The 16,330-nt window shown below is 43.5% G+C and carries 10 protein-coding genes; 2 read left to right on the top strand and 8 right to left on the bottom strand.

What is annotated here, in order from left to right:
* Nucleotides 1-33 precede the first annotated feature (33 nt).
* Nucleotides 34-1,389, top strand: a complete 1,356-nt coding sequence (locus NQ564_RS02925) for an MATE family efflux transporter (RefSeq protein ID WP_008145857.1) — start codon at nucleotides 34-36, stop codon at nucleotides 1,387-1,389.
* 50 nt (nucleotides 1,390-1,439) lie between these two features.
* Here NQ564_RS02925 and NQ564_RS02920 read toward each other — a convergent pair whose 3' ends face one another.
* Nucleotides 1,440-1,985: a nitroreductase family protein gene (locus tag NQ564_RS02920; RefSeq protein ID WP_008145855.1), complete on the bottom strand. Its 546-nt coding sequence runs from the start codon at nucleotides 1,983-1,985 to the stop codon at nucleotides 1,440-1,442.
* Nucleotides 1,982-2,584 carry a riboflavin synthase gene (locus NQ564_RS02915; protein ID WP_008145854.1) on the bottom strand — a complete coding sequence of 201 codons (603 nt, stop codon included), beginning with the start codon at nucleotides 2,582-2,584 and terminating at the stop codon, nucleotides 1,982-1,984. Before NQ564_RS02915 ends, NQ564_RS02920 begins: the two co-directional genes overlap by 4 nt.
* A gap of 216 nt (nucleotides 2,585-2,800) precedes the next feature.
* Between NQ564_RS02915 and NQ564_RS02910 the strand changes: the two genes are divergently transcribed.
* Nucleotides 2,801-3,136 carry a TM2 domain-containing protein gene (locus tag NQ564_RS02910; protein WP_008145852.1) on the top strand — a complete coding sequence of 112 codons (336 nt, stop codon included), beginning with the start codon at nucleotides 2,801-2,803 and terminating at the stop codon, nucleotides 3,134-3,136.
* Between the two features lie 124 nt (nucleotides 3,137-3,260).
* Here NQ564_RS02910 and NQ564_RS02905 read toward each other — a convergent pair whose 3' ends face one another.
* The 6 genes from NQ564_RS02905 to NQ564_RS02880 all read right to left on the bottom strand — a co-directional run bounded on the left by NQ564_RS02905 (nucleotide 3,261) and on the right by NQ564_RS02880 (nucleotide 15,682).
* Nucleotides 3,261-4,907, bottom strand: coding sequence for a diphosphate--fructose-6-phosphate 1-phosphotransferase (locus tag NQ564_RS02905; RefSeq protein ID WP_008145850.1), 1,647 nt, complete (start codon nucleotides 4,905-4,907; stop codon nucleotides 3,261-3,263).
* A gap of 243 nt (nucleotides 4,908-5,150) precedes the next feature.
* Nucleotides 5,151-7,439, bottom strand: a complete 2,289-nt coding sequence (locus tag NQ564_RS02900) for a GH92 family glycosyl hydrolase (protein ID WP_008145845.1) — start codon at nucleotides 7,437-7,439, stop codon at nucleotides 5,151-5,153.
* A gap of 17 nt (nucleotides 7,440-7,456) precedes the next feature.
* The gene (locus NQ564_RS02895; protein ID WP_227963211.1) at nucleotides 7,457-9,784 is read right to left on the bottom strand and encodes a GH92 family glycosyl hydrolase; all 2,328 of its coding nucleotides are present in this window, start codon (nucleotides 9,782-9,784) and stop codon (nucleotides 7,457-7,459) included.
* Between the two features lie 16 nt (nucleotides 9,785-9,800).
* On the bottom strand, nucleotides 9,801-10,907 hold the full coding sequence (locus tag NQ564_RS02890; protein ID WP_087375719.1) for a basic secretory protein-like protein: 1,107 nt from the start codon (nucleotides 10,905-10,907) through the stop codon (nucleotides 9,801-9,803).
* A gap of 137 nt (nucleotides 10,908-11,044) precedes the next feature.
* Nucleotides 11,045-12,670: a RagB/SusD family nutrient uptake outer membrane protein gene (locus tag NQ564_RS02885; RefSeq protein WP_008145839.1), complete on the bottom strand. Its 1,626-nt coding sequence runs from the start codon at nucleotides 12,668-12,670 to the stop codon at nucleotides 11,045-11,047.
* 12 nt (nucleotides 12,671-12,682) lie between these two features.
* Nucleotides 12,683-15,682, bottom strand: a complete 3,000-nt coding sequence (locus NQ564_RS02880) for a SusC/RagA family TonB-linked outer membrane protein (protein ID WP_008158647.1) — start codon at nucleotides 15,680-15,682, stop codon at nucleotides 12,683-12,685.
* Between the last annotated feature and the right edge of the window lie 648 nt (nucleotides 15,683-16,330).

The raw sequence follows: 16,330 nt of genomic DNA, 5'->3' as shown, positions 1-16,330 counted from the left end.
AATGGATAATTGACAATTGACAATTATTAGGGGATGGATAAAAGAAAAGGGAATACGGATCTGACGGAGGGAAAAGTATGGAAAGTGATCATTCGCTTTGCATTACCGCTGCTGATCGGGAATCTGCTGCAACAGTTCTATAACATAACGGACAGCATTATTGTCGGACAGTTCCTGGGAAAAGAGGCATTGGCGGCGGTATCGGCATCTTTCTTCATCTATTACTTCATTATCTCGTTCGTGATCGGTGTCGGAAGCGGGACTACAGTGGTTATTTCACAACTTTTCGGGGCTAAACAGTATCAAAAGGTACAACTTGCTTTTTCATCTTTCTTCATATTTATGTTAGTCGGAGGCGTGATATTATCCATTGCAGGGATTATTTTTGCCGAACCGGTTTTCCGCCTGACCAATACGCCTGAAGAGGTTATCCCGCAAGCGGTGTCCTATTTCCGCATTTACATAGGAGGAACATTCCTGTTCGTAACCTTCAACAGCATCATTTCGATTTTACGAGGTGTGGGCGAGTCTGTACGCCCAATGCTGTTCATCCTGATTACGACTGTCTTGAACATTGCGTTCGACCTGCTTTTCATACTCGTGTTCAAATGGGGTATCGAGGGGGCTGCACGGGCGACTGTCATTTCACAGGGGATCGGCATGTGTATCGCTTTAGCGTATGTAAACAACACGCACCCCTTGCTGTCCATCAAAAAGCAAGATATGCTATTCGACTGGAAACTGTTCAAAGAGAGTCTGAAAATCGGACTACCGACAAGCGTACAGCAATGCGCGATCGCCCTCGGGCTGATAGCACTGCTGGGGATCGTGAACAGTTTCGGGACCAATACACTGACAGCTTACGGGGCTGCCGGAAAAATAGACACGATCATCACCCAGGCCATCCTCACCTTATCGGGGGCGCTGGCGGCTTTCTGCGGACAAAACATCGGAGCCGGGAAACTGGACCGGGTAAAAAGGGGAGTACGATTTACGATGTATACGAATATAGTCCTGGGACTATTGACTTTTGCCGCCGTCTATCTGTTCGGTGACGAGATGATGAAAGTTTTCACGAAAGACGCGGATGTCGTGGCGATCGGAAAGGAATATTTGCTGATTATCGGCGGTTTCTTCATCATACACGGGGCACTGAATGTGTACAACGGGGCACTCAGGGGAGCTGGAGACACTTTGTTCCCAATGATAACCAGCCTGGTCTGCCTCTGGCTGATCCGTATCCCCCTCGCCTATTATCTCAGTTCCTGGCTGGGACGTAGCGGTATCTGGTGGGCGATCGGTATCAGCATCACAATCGGGTTGCTCGTGACCTTCGTTTATTATAAGATGGGGGTTTGGAAGAGAAAAAGGAAGATTTATGATTTATGATTTATGATTTATTCATGCCACAAAAAATCATAAATCATAAATCATAAATCTCAATACCGATTATAGCTAATCACTTCTTTCGGATCTTTGCGTTTCTTAGGTCTGTCCGGTTGAGTGGAATAGCCGATGACAATGTCCAACAAGATGCGTTTGCCGGAGGGAATATCCAATAGTTTACGAACTTTCGTTTCATCGAACCAACCGACAATGCAACTACCCAACCCTTCGTCTTCAGCAGCCAACACAAGATGGGCGGCCGTTATGCCGATATCCAGATGGGAAAAATTCTTATCCTTGATCCATGAGCCAATGCCGGCTGTCAGATTCGGCTTTTCTTCTACGACCAAGATATGTACGGGCGCCTGTTTGGTGAAATGGTTCATCCCCAGGACGCGGTTCGAAGTTGCGTCCGCCACCCGATTCTTCAGCTCGGGATCATCTACTACGATAAAATGCCAGGGTTGCGAATTGCAGGCAGACGGCGCGATACACGCCGCCTCCAAAATACGCTGCAATTTCTCCTTCTCCACCGGACGCTGCGGATCAAAAGCCCGGTCACTTTGGCGCCGGCTTGCTAAAGAAAGGAAATCTTTCATTTGAACTGCATCATTTTACTGATATACTTACCGACAATGTCGAACTCCAGATTGACCACCGTACCTTTTTCGATCTGGCAGAAGTTGGTGTTGTCATGCGTATACGGAATGATCGCCACCTGGAAACTGTTCTGCTTCGAATTGCAGACGGTCAGGCTCACACCGTTAACACAAACCGAACCTTTCTCGACAGTTATATATCCCTGCTGCGCCATTTCCTTGTCGAACGGATATTCGAACGTATAATACCAGCTTCCATTGGTTTCGCGTACATCCTTGCAAACAGCGGTTTGGTCTACATGGCCCTGCACGATATGTCCGTCCAAGCGGCCGTTCATCATCATGCTTCTTTCGAGGTTCACCAGGTCACCCACTTTCAGTAATCCTAGATTCGAACGATCCAGCGTTTCCTGAATAGCCGTCACCGTATATGTATCGTCGGTCAGACTTACTACCGTAAGGCATACGCCGTTATGTGCCACACTCTGATCGATTTTCAGTTCATTTACAAACGAACATTTCATTGTGATGTGCAGATTTCCCTGATCCGCGTTCAACGCAACTACCTGAGCAGCTTCTTCTACAATTCCTGAGAACATAGTCTTGTGTTGTTTTAATTAATATTTCCAACTTCAAAGATACAGAGATTTAGTGTACTTTCCCGCAAGTATCACTCTAAATTACAACTAAAAGACTATATTTATACATTGTCTGTGGCATCCGCGTCCGGTAATATCAATTTGACTCACCTTCCAAAGGACTGTAAATAATCAAGAAAAAACTATCTTTGTATCGTATTACAAACTATATATAATATGGAAGCAGATAAAGTCGATAAATTCCTTTTGGCTAATGAAAGTAAATTTCCTGAATATGAAATTCCTATCCATCAGCTGTTAAACTTCACTCCCGAACAGGAGCTCATCTTGGAAACAACCCGTTTCAAACGACCGGGCATGATATTACTCGTTTCCATCTTCTTCGGAACACTGGGAATCGACCGTTTTCTTACCGGAGATATCGTAAAAGGAATCATCAAACTCCTTACCGGCGGCGGACTGGGTATTTGGTGGCTTGCCGACTGGTTTATGATAACCGGAGTAGCGAAAAGAAAAAACATGGAGAAGCTAAATCAGATAATCAATATCTAAAAATCATTACAGTAGCGTAAAACAGCCGAACGCAATTGAATATATTCGCAATCAAGGGAAATAAAAAAAAGAGACTGTCCAAAAGTTTGGCAGTCTCTTTTTTTATAGTATGCGCGGAATACTATTATTTAGCTTGTTCCAACTGCAATGTCTTGGTCGGTTCGTCGCAAACTTCAGTCGGACCAAAATACTGGATAGGGCCAGGATAAACATAGCTTGTCGTCATTGCCCATTCGTCACGGTTAGCAGCGAACTTCTTGAAAGGAGCACCGTCGAGCTTAACCAGAGCTTTCTGGATAACCGGTTTCATTTCTCCATGACGTTTTTCCATGTTCATCATCATGGTTACGGGGATACCACCAGCGATCCACTGGTCAGCCGGAGCAGTCGTGTTGCGTACGGAAGACATATAACCAGTCTTGCCGGCAGCGATCAGGCAAGAAGCCGTATAACCCAGAGAATAGCAGTAGTCTGCATCGTAGTTGGACGGAGCAGCACAACGGCCTTCGTACCCGAAGAAGTGGTGCTGTGCAGCGAACTTGCCGACATATTTGCCTTCGGCCTTCCATTCAGCCAACTTCTTGCCAACCATTTCCGACAGCAATTTTTCTGTTTCGATCAGAGAAACCTGTACGTTTCCGTGTGGGTCGCGATCCAAAGACAACTGACGTGCCACACCTTCCGGCAGAGAAGCATATAAGTCGGAGTTTTCTTTTGTCAGCTTGCTGATGATATAAGCACGCTGTTCGCTCTTCTTGATCATCTTGAATTCGGCATCGTGTTTAGCCAGGAAGTCGTTCAGCTCAGCGATCAGGCGTTTCATAGCCGGAACGAATTCGATCAGACCTTCCGGAATCAATACAGTACCGAAGTTGTTGCCAGCTTCTGCACGTTTGGCAACGATACCGGCGATATAAGTAACAATGTCATCCAATGACATGTTCTTTTCTTCTACTTCTTCGGAGATGATACAGATATTCGGCTGAGTCTGCAAAGCGCATTCCAATGCGATATGAGAAGCTGAACGGCCCATCAATTTGATGAAGTGCCAGTATTTCTGAGCAGAGTTACAGTCGCGCTGGATGTTACCGATTACTTCAGAATAGACCTTACAAGCAGTATCGAAACCGAAAGAAGTTTCAATCTGTTCGTTCTTCAAGTCACCGTCGATTGTCTTCGGGCAACCGATTACCTGTACACCCGCGTTGATAGCCTTGTAGTATTCAGCCAATACGCAAGCATTTGTGTTGGAATCGTCACCACCGATGATAACCAGTGCCTTGATATCCAACTCTTTCAGGATTTCCAATCCCTTGTCGAACTGTTCTTTTGTTTCCAGTTTGGTACGACCTGAACCGATCATATCGAAACCACCTGTGTTACGGTATTCGTCGATAATATCAGCCGTCAGTTCCATATATTTATGATCGATCAGACCACCAGGTCCCAAGATAAAGCCATACAGACGAGAAGCTGCGTTATTAGCCTTGATACCGTCGAACAGACCTGCAATCACGTTATGACCACCAGGAGCCTGACCACCGGAAAGAATCACACCGACGTTCATTGCCGGCAGCTCTTTCTTTTCGTTACTTTTTTCGAAAGTAACTACAGGCATCCCGTACGTGTTCGGGAATAGTTTCTTGATATCTTCCTGATCGGCTACTGATTCTGTATACTCGCCATCAACGGCTTTTACAGCACCTTTCAATGCAGCGGGAACCTTAGGCAGGTAAGCTGCTCTTGCAATTTGTAATGCGCTCTTTGTCATTTCTTAATCTGATTTATATAGAAATTATCTGATTCTTAATTAAAGGCGGTGCAAATATAGAAATTATTCTGCAATTCTAAAAATCGGAAATATCGTAAATGATGATTTAAATCACAAATAAAAAGGACTATCCGGAATAAAATCCAAATAGCCCTTTTGATTATAGTCATGCTGAAAGTTCTATTATAATTAAGTGCTTATGTTAATATTAATGCTTCCAGCTATCTATATATGCAATCTTATTTATTTTCCCAATTCATTGGAGAATGAGTAAGGAGCGTCACTGTCCTGTGTACCCCGGCTCTTGTTCGGGGTGACCGACATATTATAAAGAATGTTCATGCCACGCATCAGATCGCCATGTGTCAGATAATTCTTCGTATAATTCTTGCCATTCACTTTCATAGACGAGATGTAACGGTTCGCCTCACCGTTATTATTGGCCTTGATCACAACCTTCTTGCCATTTTCCAGATTCAACGTCACACTTTTAAACAGAGGAGATCCCAAGACGTACTGGTCCGTACCCGGACAAACCGGATAGAAGCCGAGAGCCGAGAAAACATACCAGGCCGAAGTCTGCCCGTTATCCTCATCCCCACAATAGCCATCGGGAGTCGCGAAATAAAGCTTATCCATCACTTCACGCACCCAATATTGCGCTTTCCAGGGTTCACCGGAATAGTTATACAAGTAGATCATATGCTGGATCGGCTGGTTGCCATGCGCATAATTCCCCATATTCATAATCTGCATTTCGCGGATTTCATGGATCACACCACCGTAATAGCTGTCATCAAACAAAGGCGGCACATTAAATACGGAATCCATCATGGCATTGAAACCGGTCTTTCCTCCCATCAAGTTGATCAGTCCCTGCGGGTCATGGAAAACCGACCAGGTATAATGCCAGCTGTTGCCTTCCGTAAAAGCATCTCCCCATTTCAGCGGATTGAACGGAGACTGGAACGAACCATCCTCGTTGCGGCCACGCATCAACTTGGTCTCAGGATCGAACAGGTTCTTATAATTCATCGCATGTTTCGCGAAAATAGCAATTTCGGATTCCGGTTTGCCTAAAGCCTTCCCTAATTTATAAATGGCCCAGTCGTCATAAGCATATTCCAACGTACGGGCAGCACTTTCATTGATTTTCACGTTATAAGGCACATAGCCCAATTCATTGTAATATTCATAGCCCAAACGTCCGGTCGATTTCACTTTCGGGTGTACGCTGTTAGCTCCATGAACGACAGCCTCCCAAAGCGTCTCGATATCATATCCGCGAAGTCCTTTCAGGTAAGCATCCGCCACAACGGAAGCCGAATTATTACCGACCATGCAACCACGATGTCCCGGACTTGCCCATTCCGGCAGGAAACCACTTTCCTTATATGTATTGGCAAGGCCCTCCTGCATCTTCGTATTCATATCCGGATACATCAGGTTCAGGAACGGGAACAAGCAACGGAAAGTATCCCAAAAACCGGTATCGGTGAACATATAACCCGGCAGAACTTCTCCGTTATACGGACTGTAGTGCACCACTTTTCCATTAGCATCCAATTCGTAGAAGCTGCGCGGAAACAGCAGCGAACGGTACAGACAGGAATAGAACGTACGCAATTTGTCCACATCGCCATCTTCCACGGTGATACGTCCTAAAGTTTCATTCCACACCTGACGGCCCGCCTCAGCTATTTCGTCAAACGAACGGCCGCCCAATTCTTTCAGGTTCAGTTCAGCCTGTTCAGGGCTGATAAAAGAAGAAGCTACGCGAGCATGAACAATCTCACCTTTACGGGTGGAAAAACCGATAATGGCACCGGTATGATTTTCTTTCGCTTCGGTTTCACCTTTGCGGATCTCATCGTCGCCGACAGTTGCCTTATAAGTAAAAGGCTTGTCGAACACGACAACGAAATAGTTACGGAAGTTCTGAGGAACCCCTCCGCTGTTACGAGTCGTATAGCCGATGATCTTATTTTCTTCCGGAACGATCTTGATATATGAACCACGATCAAAAGCATCGACAATCACATACGAGTTGTCCGATTCGGGGAAAGTAAAGCGGAACATGGCGGCACGTTCCGTCGGAGTGATTTCCGTCACAACGTCATGGTCAGCCAGATACACCCGGTAATAATTAGGTTTTGCCACTTCTGCCTTATGAGAGAACCAACTGGCACGTTTATCCTGGTTAAACACCACTTTACCAGTAACCGGCATGATGGCAAACTGTCCGTAATCGTTGATCCACGGACTGGGCTGGTGAGTCTGCTTGAAACCCCGGATTTTGTCCGCGTCGTATGTGTACGCCCAGCCATCTCCCATCTTTCCGGTCTGTGGCATCCAGAAATTCATTCCCCAAGGCATGGCAATCGCCGGATAAGTATTACCTGTCGAGAGAGAAAGTTTCGACTGGCTTCCGACCAGCGGATTCACGTAATCCACCAGGTCCTTTTTGTCGGCCGCATCCACCGTAAAGAGGCTGCTGCAAAGCGTAATCGCTAAAATAAATAATTTCTTCATGGATAGAATATGTTTAATTAATTTGAAGACAAAGAATAGGGTTTGTCTGTCCCGTTAAAAACACGTTTTTTATTAGGAGAAGAGGTCATTTCGAACGTCAGCGTACCGCCGTCCATAATGTCCTGCTGCGTAATGAACCCTTTCGTATAGGGTTTACCATTCAACTTGACCGACTTGACATAGCGGTTTTTGTCGCTCACCTTGTCAGCCTTTACCTCGAATGTCTTGCCGTTCTCCAGCGCTACCTTTATATAAGGCAAGTAAGGAGCTCCCAACACATACTGATCCGTTCCCGGACAAACCGGATAGAACCCCATCGAAGACAAGATATACCAAGCAGACATTTGTCCGCAGTCGTCGTTACCGCACAAGCCGTCGATATTATTGCGGTACATCTTATTCATGATTTCACGCTGCCAGTATTGCGTTTTCCAGGGTTGCGAGGTCCAGGCATACAGGAACGGAATATGATGGCTCGGTTCATTGCCATGCACATAGCCACCCAGCAAGCCTTCCTCCGTCACATCTTCTGTCTGGGCGAAAAACTCGGCAGGCAGATGCATCGTAAACAGGGAATCGAGCTTAGAAACAAAGGACTTCTCCCCTCCCATCAGGCGAATCATATTGTTCACATCCTGCGGCACATAGAAAGAATAGTTCAAAGCATTTCCTTCGATAAAACCCTCACCATGCGTACTCAGTAAATTGAAATTCTCTTTCCAACGTCCGTCGGCATAACGGGGACGGGCATAACCGATATTCGTATCGAAAACATTCTCATAATTGACCGCACGTTTTTTATAGGTATCAGCAACAGAACGGTTGCCGGCCAAAAGAGCCGTATGGTAGATGGTCCAATCATCATACGCATATTCCAATGTCAGGGAAGCGGCGCTGCCGTTATGGTCGAGAGCGACATACCCTTTTTCCATATACTCGCCGGTTCCGTCTAAGTAAGGAATCGTAGAACTGCTCACCATCGCTTTCAAAACTTCTTCCTTGTCCAACGGAAGACCTTTCGCCACGGCGTCGGCCAAAACGGAAACGGAATGATATCCGATCATGCACCAGTTTTCATTCGCCATATGACTCCAGATAGGCAAGGCTTTATGCACGCTTTGCTCGCAATGCTTCAGCATGGAGCGGGCGATATCCGTATTTACCTGACGGTTAATGATGTTGAACAACGGATGCAAAGCACGATAGGTGTCCCAAACAGAAAAAACCGTATAGTTTGTGAAATCATCCGCCTTATGGATATTATGATCCAACCCACGATACTGTCCATCCACATCCGTATAGACGCAAGGATTGATCATGGTGTGATACAAAGAAGTGTATAACATCGCCAACTGGTCGTCCGTACCGTTGGCTTCGATAACAGACAATTCCTTATTCCAGGTTTCACCGGCACGAGCCGCCAACTGGTCGAAACTATAGCCAGAGGCTTCAGTCCGCAAATTCTTCAAAGCGCCATCAGTGCTGACACCCGAAAGGGCGACTTTCACTTCCAAATCCTCGGAAATCGCCGGATCGAAATCAAAATAAGCAACGATCTTACGTCCACCTATATCAGGGAAATTTTCTTTCATATTGAATTTGCCGTACCCACCCCGGTAATTGACTTTTGCTTTTTCCTCACATCCGTAATGAACAACCGGTTTGGAGAAAGACATGGCAAAGTAAGTATAGTTGGTACGCGCCCATCCGTTCGTGATACGATAGCCCGTAACCAGCGTATCATTTTCAACCCGGATATTCGTCCAAAGAACTTTTCCGTCGTAATTATATATACCATGAATCATATCTAAGATAACCCGCTGGTTTTTGGCTTCTTTCGGGAACGTATATTTATGCACGCCAACCCGCTTGGTTGTCGTCAGTTGTGCTTTTATTCCGTAGTCGGCCAACATCACTTCATAATAGCCGGGACGGGATATTTCCGTATCATGCGAGAAACGCGAACGGTAGCCGCCATCCGGGTTAGTTGCCGTTCCGGGATTCAGTTTCAATTCGCCGGTAACCGGCATAATCAAGATATCGCCGAGGTCGGAATGTCCGGTTCCGCTAAAATGCGTATGGCTGAACCCAACGATACTGCTATCCTTATGCTGATAGCCAGCACAATATTCATAGGCACGCGGCTGATATTTACCATCCACGTTATGAGGGATCGTATCCGTATCCGGACTCAACTGAACCAGTCCGAAAGGCACGCAAGCCCCCGGAAACGTATGTCCCATCCCGTTCGTCCCGATAATCGGATTCACCAATGCAGTCTTATCCTGGGCGGACAAGTTCCCAAAAGTCAGCAATGCAGAAAATAAAAGAATAGTCTTCTTCATGGATTTTGTTTCTATTTTATTTTGATAAAAAGGCTTGATACTCGTTCCACAACCCTTCAATGCTGGCATCTTCGCCAAACATACGCTTGATAGCCTTGTCGAAACTCCATTCGTCGAGGTCGCGAACCGTTTCATGGAACTTGCGGATAGCATCCGGATCTTTGGTTGTCAACCATTGGATAAAAAAGCCGGTCGTACGATAACCGTCCATCCAGTTACCACCCGGTTTGCGGGTACTCATATCGAAATATCCGGCCTGGGCACGGACTGCATCCGCCAGCCCTTCGATACAAGCCCAGAATGTCTTGTTAGTCGAGTAGGAACCAATTCCTTTCGGTTCGAACTGGTAAGCGTGTACCAATTCGTGGTACAGAACGCCACGTGTTTCGAAGTCGAGCTTGTAAAGAGATTCGTTTGCCGACTTCTCTATATGCTGTGTGCTGTAAACAATCGAGGTATTGGCCGGATTACCGCTCTTGGCTGAAACTCCATCATAATCTTTCAAAGTATAATGGACCTTTTGAACATCATTCATCGTATCTTTAGCCGAATAGAAAAGAATTTCGGCAACCTTACGAGCATGATAACGTATGTATTCGTCCGGATTCTGGACAAGCCCCGCATAAATGGCTGCCCCTTTAGTTTCCGGATCAATCACTTCGTAATCGATTTCCGGATATTTGAAATCCTCCCAATTGGCATTCAAATTGGTGTCAAAGAACAAGACATCACCCAGTACCAGTGTATCACCGGTAGCCGTACTGGCTTCCAGCCTATATTGTTTATAGTTGGAAGGTTGGGTTATCGGACAAAGAATTTCCTGATAGCGGGAACAGAACATCTGATCTTTCCGTTCATCCACAACTACCCATTTTTTTCCATCATAAGAACCTTTCAATGTCCAGGCAAACGGATCATGTGCAGGTGTCTCGCCGGACGAATAGATTTTATAACTTTGGATAGGAACAGTATATTGTTCATCAAAAATCACTTTATTTACCCCTTCCGTTCCCACGAAACAGGTTGTCGGATTCCCATCTGACAATTCAGGAACATTCACCGGTAATTTTGCCTGACAAGAACACAATAATAAACTTATCGATATTAATATATTTATTTTCATAACACAACTATTCAATCAAAACTTTAACAATATGCTGTTCACACATCCATTGTCATAATCCCTGCCCCATGTATTTCACAAAGGACAGGGATATTTTAACACAAAATAAATTGAAAAATTACTTTATTCCAATCAAATTACTGATTATATCCTGGATTTTGATCCAGATTCGGATTTAAAGTCGCCTGCTGATAAGGGATCGGATATATTTCATAATGTTCATCAGATACTTTTCCATCCCACCAGTCACCAGTACCAAACTTATCGAAACGAATCAAATCGGTACGACGCTTTCCTTCAAATATAAACTCACGTCCGCGTTCTGCCAATAATTCATCCATCGTCAATGTTGCCACTGAATATTTAGCCTTTTCCCAATCTTCGGCAGAAAATGCACGCTGACGGCAAGCATTAATTAAGTCAACGGCATCCTGAGTTGCCTTACCACCATTCTTACGCATCAGCGCCTCTGCTTTATCAAAGTAGATTTCTGTCAAACGATATAAAACCCAGTCATTTCCCCAATAGTTCGGATCACCAGATGCTCCTGTTTTGTATTTATCAAAACGAGCACCACTATTTTCTTCCCCTGTGTACATGGTCGATTCTTCAGTCTTGCCTTCACTAAAACGTTTAATATCTTTGACAAAGACCAAAGGCTGGCCACTATACTCCGATGTCCCCACAACAGGCTCACCCGTTTTATAATCATACTGCGGACCTATCAGCATCCATTCTTTTTTACGCAAATCATTATCTGCAAAAGCATCATAAGCAGAAGGAATCACAACGATCCCATCATTTCCGTTAGCTATTCCTCCATTGATGTATTTTTGATTAAAATGGTAAAAGTCTCCGGACCAACCACAATACAAACCGGATGCCAGATAATCATAAGTAAGAGACAAAATATGCTCCTTTGAATCCGTACTGTTGTCCTTGCTATACGTGCTGACCAGATCTTTGTCCAATTCCATAGTACCATGAGCCGCACCGCCTTCACCTTTAATCAACTTATCACAATAGGCAATACAGTCATCCCAACGGGGAGTCCCCGTCCATACTTCAGCATTCAAATAAAGAGTTGCCAACATGGCATAGCCGGCAGCACGAGTAAAACGTCCGGTATTTTGTTCCTTTTCTGATAGCAAAGGAAGATCATCCAGAACAGCCAACATCTCAGATTCAATGAATTCAAAGACTTCCTGACGACTATTTGTTGCAGGCATTTCAGGTTCACCGACTTTTGTTACAATAGGAATATTACCCCATAAATCCATTAAACCCATATAATAATAAGCACGATTTGCCTTTACCTCTGCAATATAAGCCAAACGCTCCTGCTCTGTGATGCTCATACTTTCCGCACTACGTTTTTCAAGGTTTTCTATCGCATCGTTACAAAAGCCTAATCCCATAAAGAACAAATTCCAACTGTCTTCAATAGATGCATGCATACTTGTCCAGGTATGATAATGAAACTGGATCCATCTCCCGTCATCATAACCATGAGGACCTTTTACCGGCCAAGCCAACTGATCGGCTGAAAGTTCATTCATTTTCCAGTAATTCTGGCGAGACTGGCAAGCGAACACAGCACGACTGTGTGTATAAGGGCGCAATACCGCAGAAAGCACCTCTGTTTCATTATTATAAAAATTATCAGTCGTATTGTCGCTATAAATATGTTCTGTCAAGTCTGTACAAGCGCTCATCGCAAAAAGACCAGACGCAGCAACTAATACCTTATATATATTTTTCATCGCTTTTTCTACTTAAAAATTAACATTCAAACCAACACTAACACTTCTTGTCACCGGAGTACGTCCACACGCTTCCATGCTCGGAGCCATTCCCGTATCATCCATTTCAGGATTCAACCCCTTATACCCCGTAATAGTGAATAAATCGGTTGCCGATACATACACCCGGAATGAAGGCCATTTTTCGTTCTTATTTTTAAAGTTGTATCCTAATGTGATATTGTCCAAACGAATATAATTGCCTTTTTCCAAATAATAATCCGAATACTGGTAAGTCGCACTCACACCTTCATTAATTGCAGAGTTCAACACGTTATAACCGGCCTGTAACGTCGTCAGGTTATTATAAAACATATTCATACGGTTCAGTACGTCATACCCGAATCTTCCTTTGAACATAAAGGACAAATCAAAGTTTTTATATTGGAAATTGTTTGTCCATGATAAATACCACTTCGGTTGTCCATTACCAATCACCGTCTTATCGTCATCATAGATCAGATCTGCAGTCACCTTTTCACCTTCCTTATTGTAGAACAGCCATTCTCCGCTTTCATTAAATCCGGCAAAACGTTTACCATAGAAATCACCGATATTACTACCCTTATACAAACGCACGGCATTTCCCAAAGAACCGTATCCACCGATACCGCCAAATTCCAGATAGTCAGCACTACTATATGAGAAGTCCTCCAGTTTATTAGAGAATACTTTAGACAAAGTCACCGTACTTCTCCACTGAAAGTCTTTTCTTACAATAGGTATCGTATTCAAAGTTAATTCTAAACCAGAACTTGTTATACTACCTATATTCAAGGTACTGGAAGAATGGATATTGGCTGGAGAAGGTACCTTAACGCTTGTCATCAACAAATTATCTGCTTTACGTTTATACACATCCAAAGAACCTGTCACCCGGTTTGTCAATACACCAAAATCAATACCGAAGTTCCATTCTTTCTTCATTTCCCATTTCAAATTCGGATTCGGATTACGGCTCGGTCCCCAAGTTTGCAACCATTGGCCACTTGGATTCAAATAAGGGTCTCCAATACCCAATGTAACCATTGATTGATACGGATCAATACCTGAATTACCGGTCACACCATAACCGACACGAAGTTTCAAATTAGACAAGACATTCTGTTCTTTCATGAACTCTTCGTTAGAGACATTCCAAGCCACTGATGCAGATGGGAAATTACCCCATTTGTTATTAGGACCGAATTTAGAAGAGCCTTCACGACGAATAGAGAATTGAGCAACATAACGATCTTTGAATACATAGTTGATACGACCGAAGAAAGCAATCAAAGTTTCATCTGCTTTCTTACTCCCCATACCGGCTTTAATAGCTGCATCACCATTCAAACCACTACCGGATCCCAAGTTATTATCTTCTACGGAATTATTCAAGAAACCGTTGTTATTTGCTTCCAGTTGTTCATAAACCTGATATTGGTAGCTATAACCGGCAATTGCATTGATTTTATGATTATCCAAGAAAGTCTTTGTATATTCAATAGTCGGCTCCAAAGTACGAGTCGTTTTCATATACGACTTTTTCCAAGCATATCCGCCACTATTATAGCTATTATAAGAAATACGAGAATCCACATCATAAAAACGACGTTCTTTATAGTCATCACGAGTATAACTTACAAAAACAGATCCTTTTAAATCTTTGATTGGTTCAAAAATCAATTTACCATCAAACGAACTGGTCGTTTGCTGTTTGTCATACTGCTGTTGATCCAAACGCGCCACTTTGTTCTCATCTTTCGCATAATCCTCATAATAAGTACCATCTTCATTATAAACCGGATTGGTTGGATTTGAGCGCAACGCAGATTCCCATTCTCCATCGCCTCCAAGCAAGTTCATGTTGCCATAATTCAAACTCATATTTGTCTGGAAAGTCAACATATTGTTCAAGGCCTTTGTTTCCAAAGACATTCTTCCCCCATACTGTTCACGGTCTGTAGCCTTCCCGATACCTTCCAAATTACTATAATATAAAGAAGCGCGATAAAGAGTGGATTCTCCTCCTCCGGAAATAGAGAGGTTATGGCTATGAGACGCATTACCACTATTCAATAGCGTATCGAACCAATCCGTATCACTACCCCTATCTGTCATGTAAGACGGGTTATTAAATTTACCCATTGCGCTACGCCATTCTGTCGCATCCATGAAATCAGGGCGCTCAATCCCCCAATAATGGGTCAAATAAGTAGAATAGTCCACCGAGGTTTTTCCTTTTGAACCGCGCTTGGTCGTAATCAAAATAACGCCGGCATTCGCACGGGAACCGTAAATAGCCGCTGCTGAACCATCTTTCAATACATCAATCGATTCAATATCTTCACTCCGTAACAAATCAAGGTTTCCTCCGGGTATACCATCAATTACAACAAGAGGAGCAATATCACCATTAACAGATACAACACCACGCATCTGAACAGCAACACCATTATTCGGGTTACTACCATTTGTACGTGTAATAGACAAACCGGCAACTTTACCATCCAACAACTGGCGGACATCTCGGCTATTTGCTCCTGCCAAGTTCATATCTTCAGGTTTTACAGAAGATATAGCGGTAGCCACATCAGAACGTTTCATTGAACCATAACCAACGACAACTACTTCATCCAGCATTTCCGCATCTTCCGACAGGACAATATTTAAATCAGTCTGTCCCTTTAAAGACACCTCCTGCGATTTAAAACCGATAAAAGAGAATGACAATGTAACGTTATTGCCAGGCACATTCAATGTAAAGTTTCCATCCAGATCAGTAGTAGTACCCACAGTAGTTCCTTTCACCACTATACTGACACCTCCCAGTGGTTCTCCCAACTGGTCCTTTACAATACCTTTTACAGTATATCCTTTTTGTGCTAATGCATGAACTTCTGCTTGCTTTAACGTGTTATCAGTTTCAGAAGATGCAAATGCATAAGACTGCGTGAGCATTAAGGATAAACAAAGTAATGCTTCTTTTCTCATAATCTTATTCATTTAATTTTTGTAATTCAATGGCAATATTAACCGATCTTAATACGATCACAGTAACACTGAATAACAAAAAGAGTGTCATATTCAACCTATAGTCGATTATGACACTCTTTTGTACGATTAAGACACTACACAAAAACAGGCGTTTACGAAAAAAACGGTTATTCCCTCTACAATCGAACGTATTGAATACGCAAAAAAAACGACAATATCCTCTTAAAACACAATTTTCCACATAAAATATTGATAATTAACCCCATACAGAAATAGCTGTTTGTTAAAAAATATTACCCTTGCGGGTAAATCTAATTATATAGGGTAGAAAATCAAATTATATGCGATAGTAGTTTCGATCCGAACCAATGGCTTTTTTACAAATATGACAATAAGAGTGGTAATCTATGTATTACGATGCCTATAACAATAACCCGGCCCTTCCCCCGCCTGTCTCTCTCACTACTAGATCATGATTCTAACACAAACAGGCCTCATCTACTGTCTAATTGATTCCATTTAACATTTTAAAGTCTGCCCATTCTTTGTTCTATCCAATAGAATGGACTACATTTGTGATACTTCGCAAACAGAAGGAATAAAAACAGATATAACATGGAAAATGTAATAAGAATCATTACGGCA

The organism is Parabacteroides johnsonii DSM 18315, from assembly GCF_025151045.1.
Taxonomy (GTDB): domain Bacteria; phylum Bacteroidota; class Bacteroidia; order Bacteroidales; family Tannerellaceae; genus Parabacteroides; species Parabacteroides johnsonii.
This window is presented reverse-complemented; position numbering and strand designations above follow the sequence as displayed.

Coding starts and splice junctions, on each gene's coding strand:
- NQ564_RS02885 (WP_008145839.1), bottom strand. CDS start 12,670: ATGAAAAATATATATAAGGTATTAGTTGCTGCGTCTGGTCTTTTTGCG.
- NQ564_RS02895 (WP_227963211.1), bottom strand. CDS start 9,784: ATGAAGAAGACTATTCTTTTATTTTCTGCATTGCTGACTTTTGGGAAC.
- NQ564_RS02915 (WP_008145854.1), bottom strand. CDS start 2,584: ATGTTCTCAGGAATTGTAGAAGAAGCTGCTCAGGTAGTTGCGTTGAAC.
- NQ564_RS02880 (WP_008158647.1), bottom strand. CDS start 15,682: ATGAGAAAAGAAGCATTACTTTGTTTATCCTTAATGCTCACGCAGTCT.
- NQ564_RS02900 (WP_008145845.1), bottom strand. CDS start 7,439: ATGAAGAAATTATTTATTTTAGCGATTACGCTTTGCAGCAGCCTCTTT.
- NQ564_RS02920 (WP_008145855.1), bottom strand. CDS start 1,985: ATGAAAGATTTCCTTTCTTTAGCAAGCCGGCGCCAAAGTGACCGGGCT.
- NQ564_RS02890 (WP_087375719.1), bottom strand. CDS start 10,907: ATGAAAATAAATATATTAATATCGATAAGTTTATTATTGTGTTCTTGT.
- NQ564_RS02925 (WP_008145857.1), top strand. CDS start 34: ATGGATAAAAGAAAAGGGAATACGGATCTGACGGAGGGAAAAGTATGG.
- NQ564_RS02905 (WP_008145850.1), bottom strand. CDS start 4,907: ATGACAAAGAGCGCATTACAAATTGCAAGAGCAGCTTACCTGCCTAAG.
- NQ564_RS02910 (WP_008145852.1), top strand. CDS start 2,801: ATGGAAGCAGATAAAGTCGATAAATTCCTTTTGGCTAATGAAAGTAAA.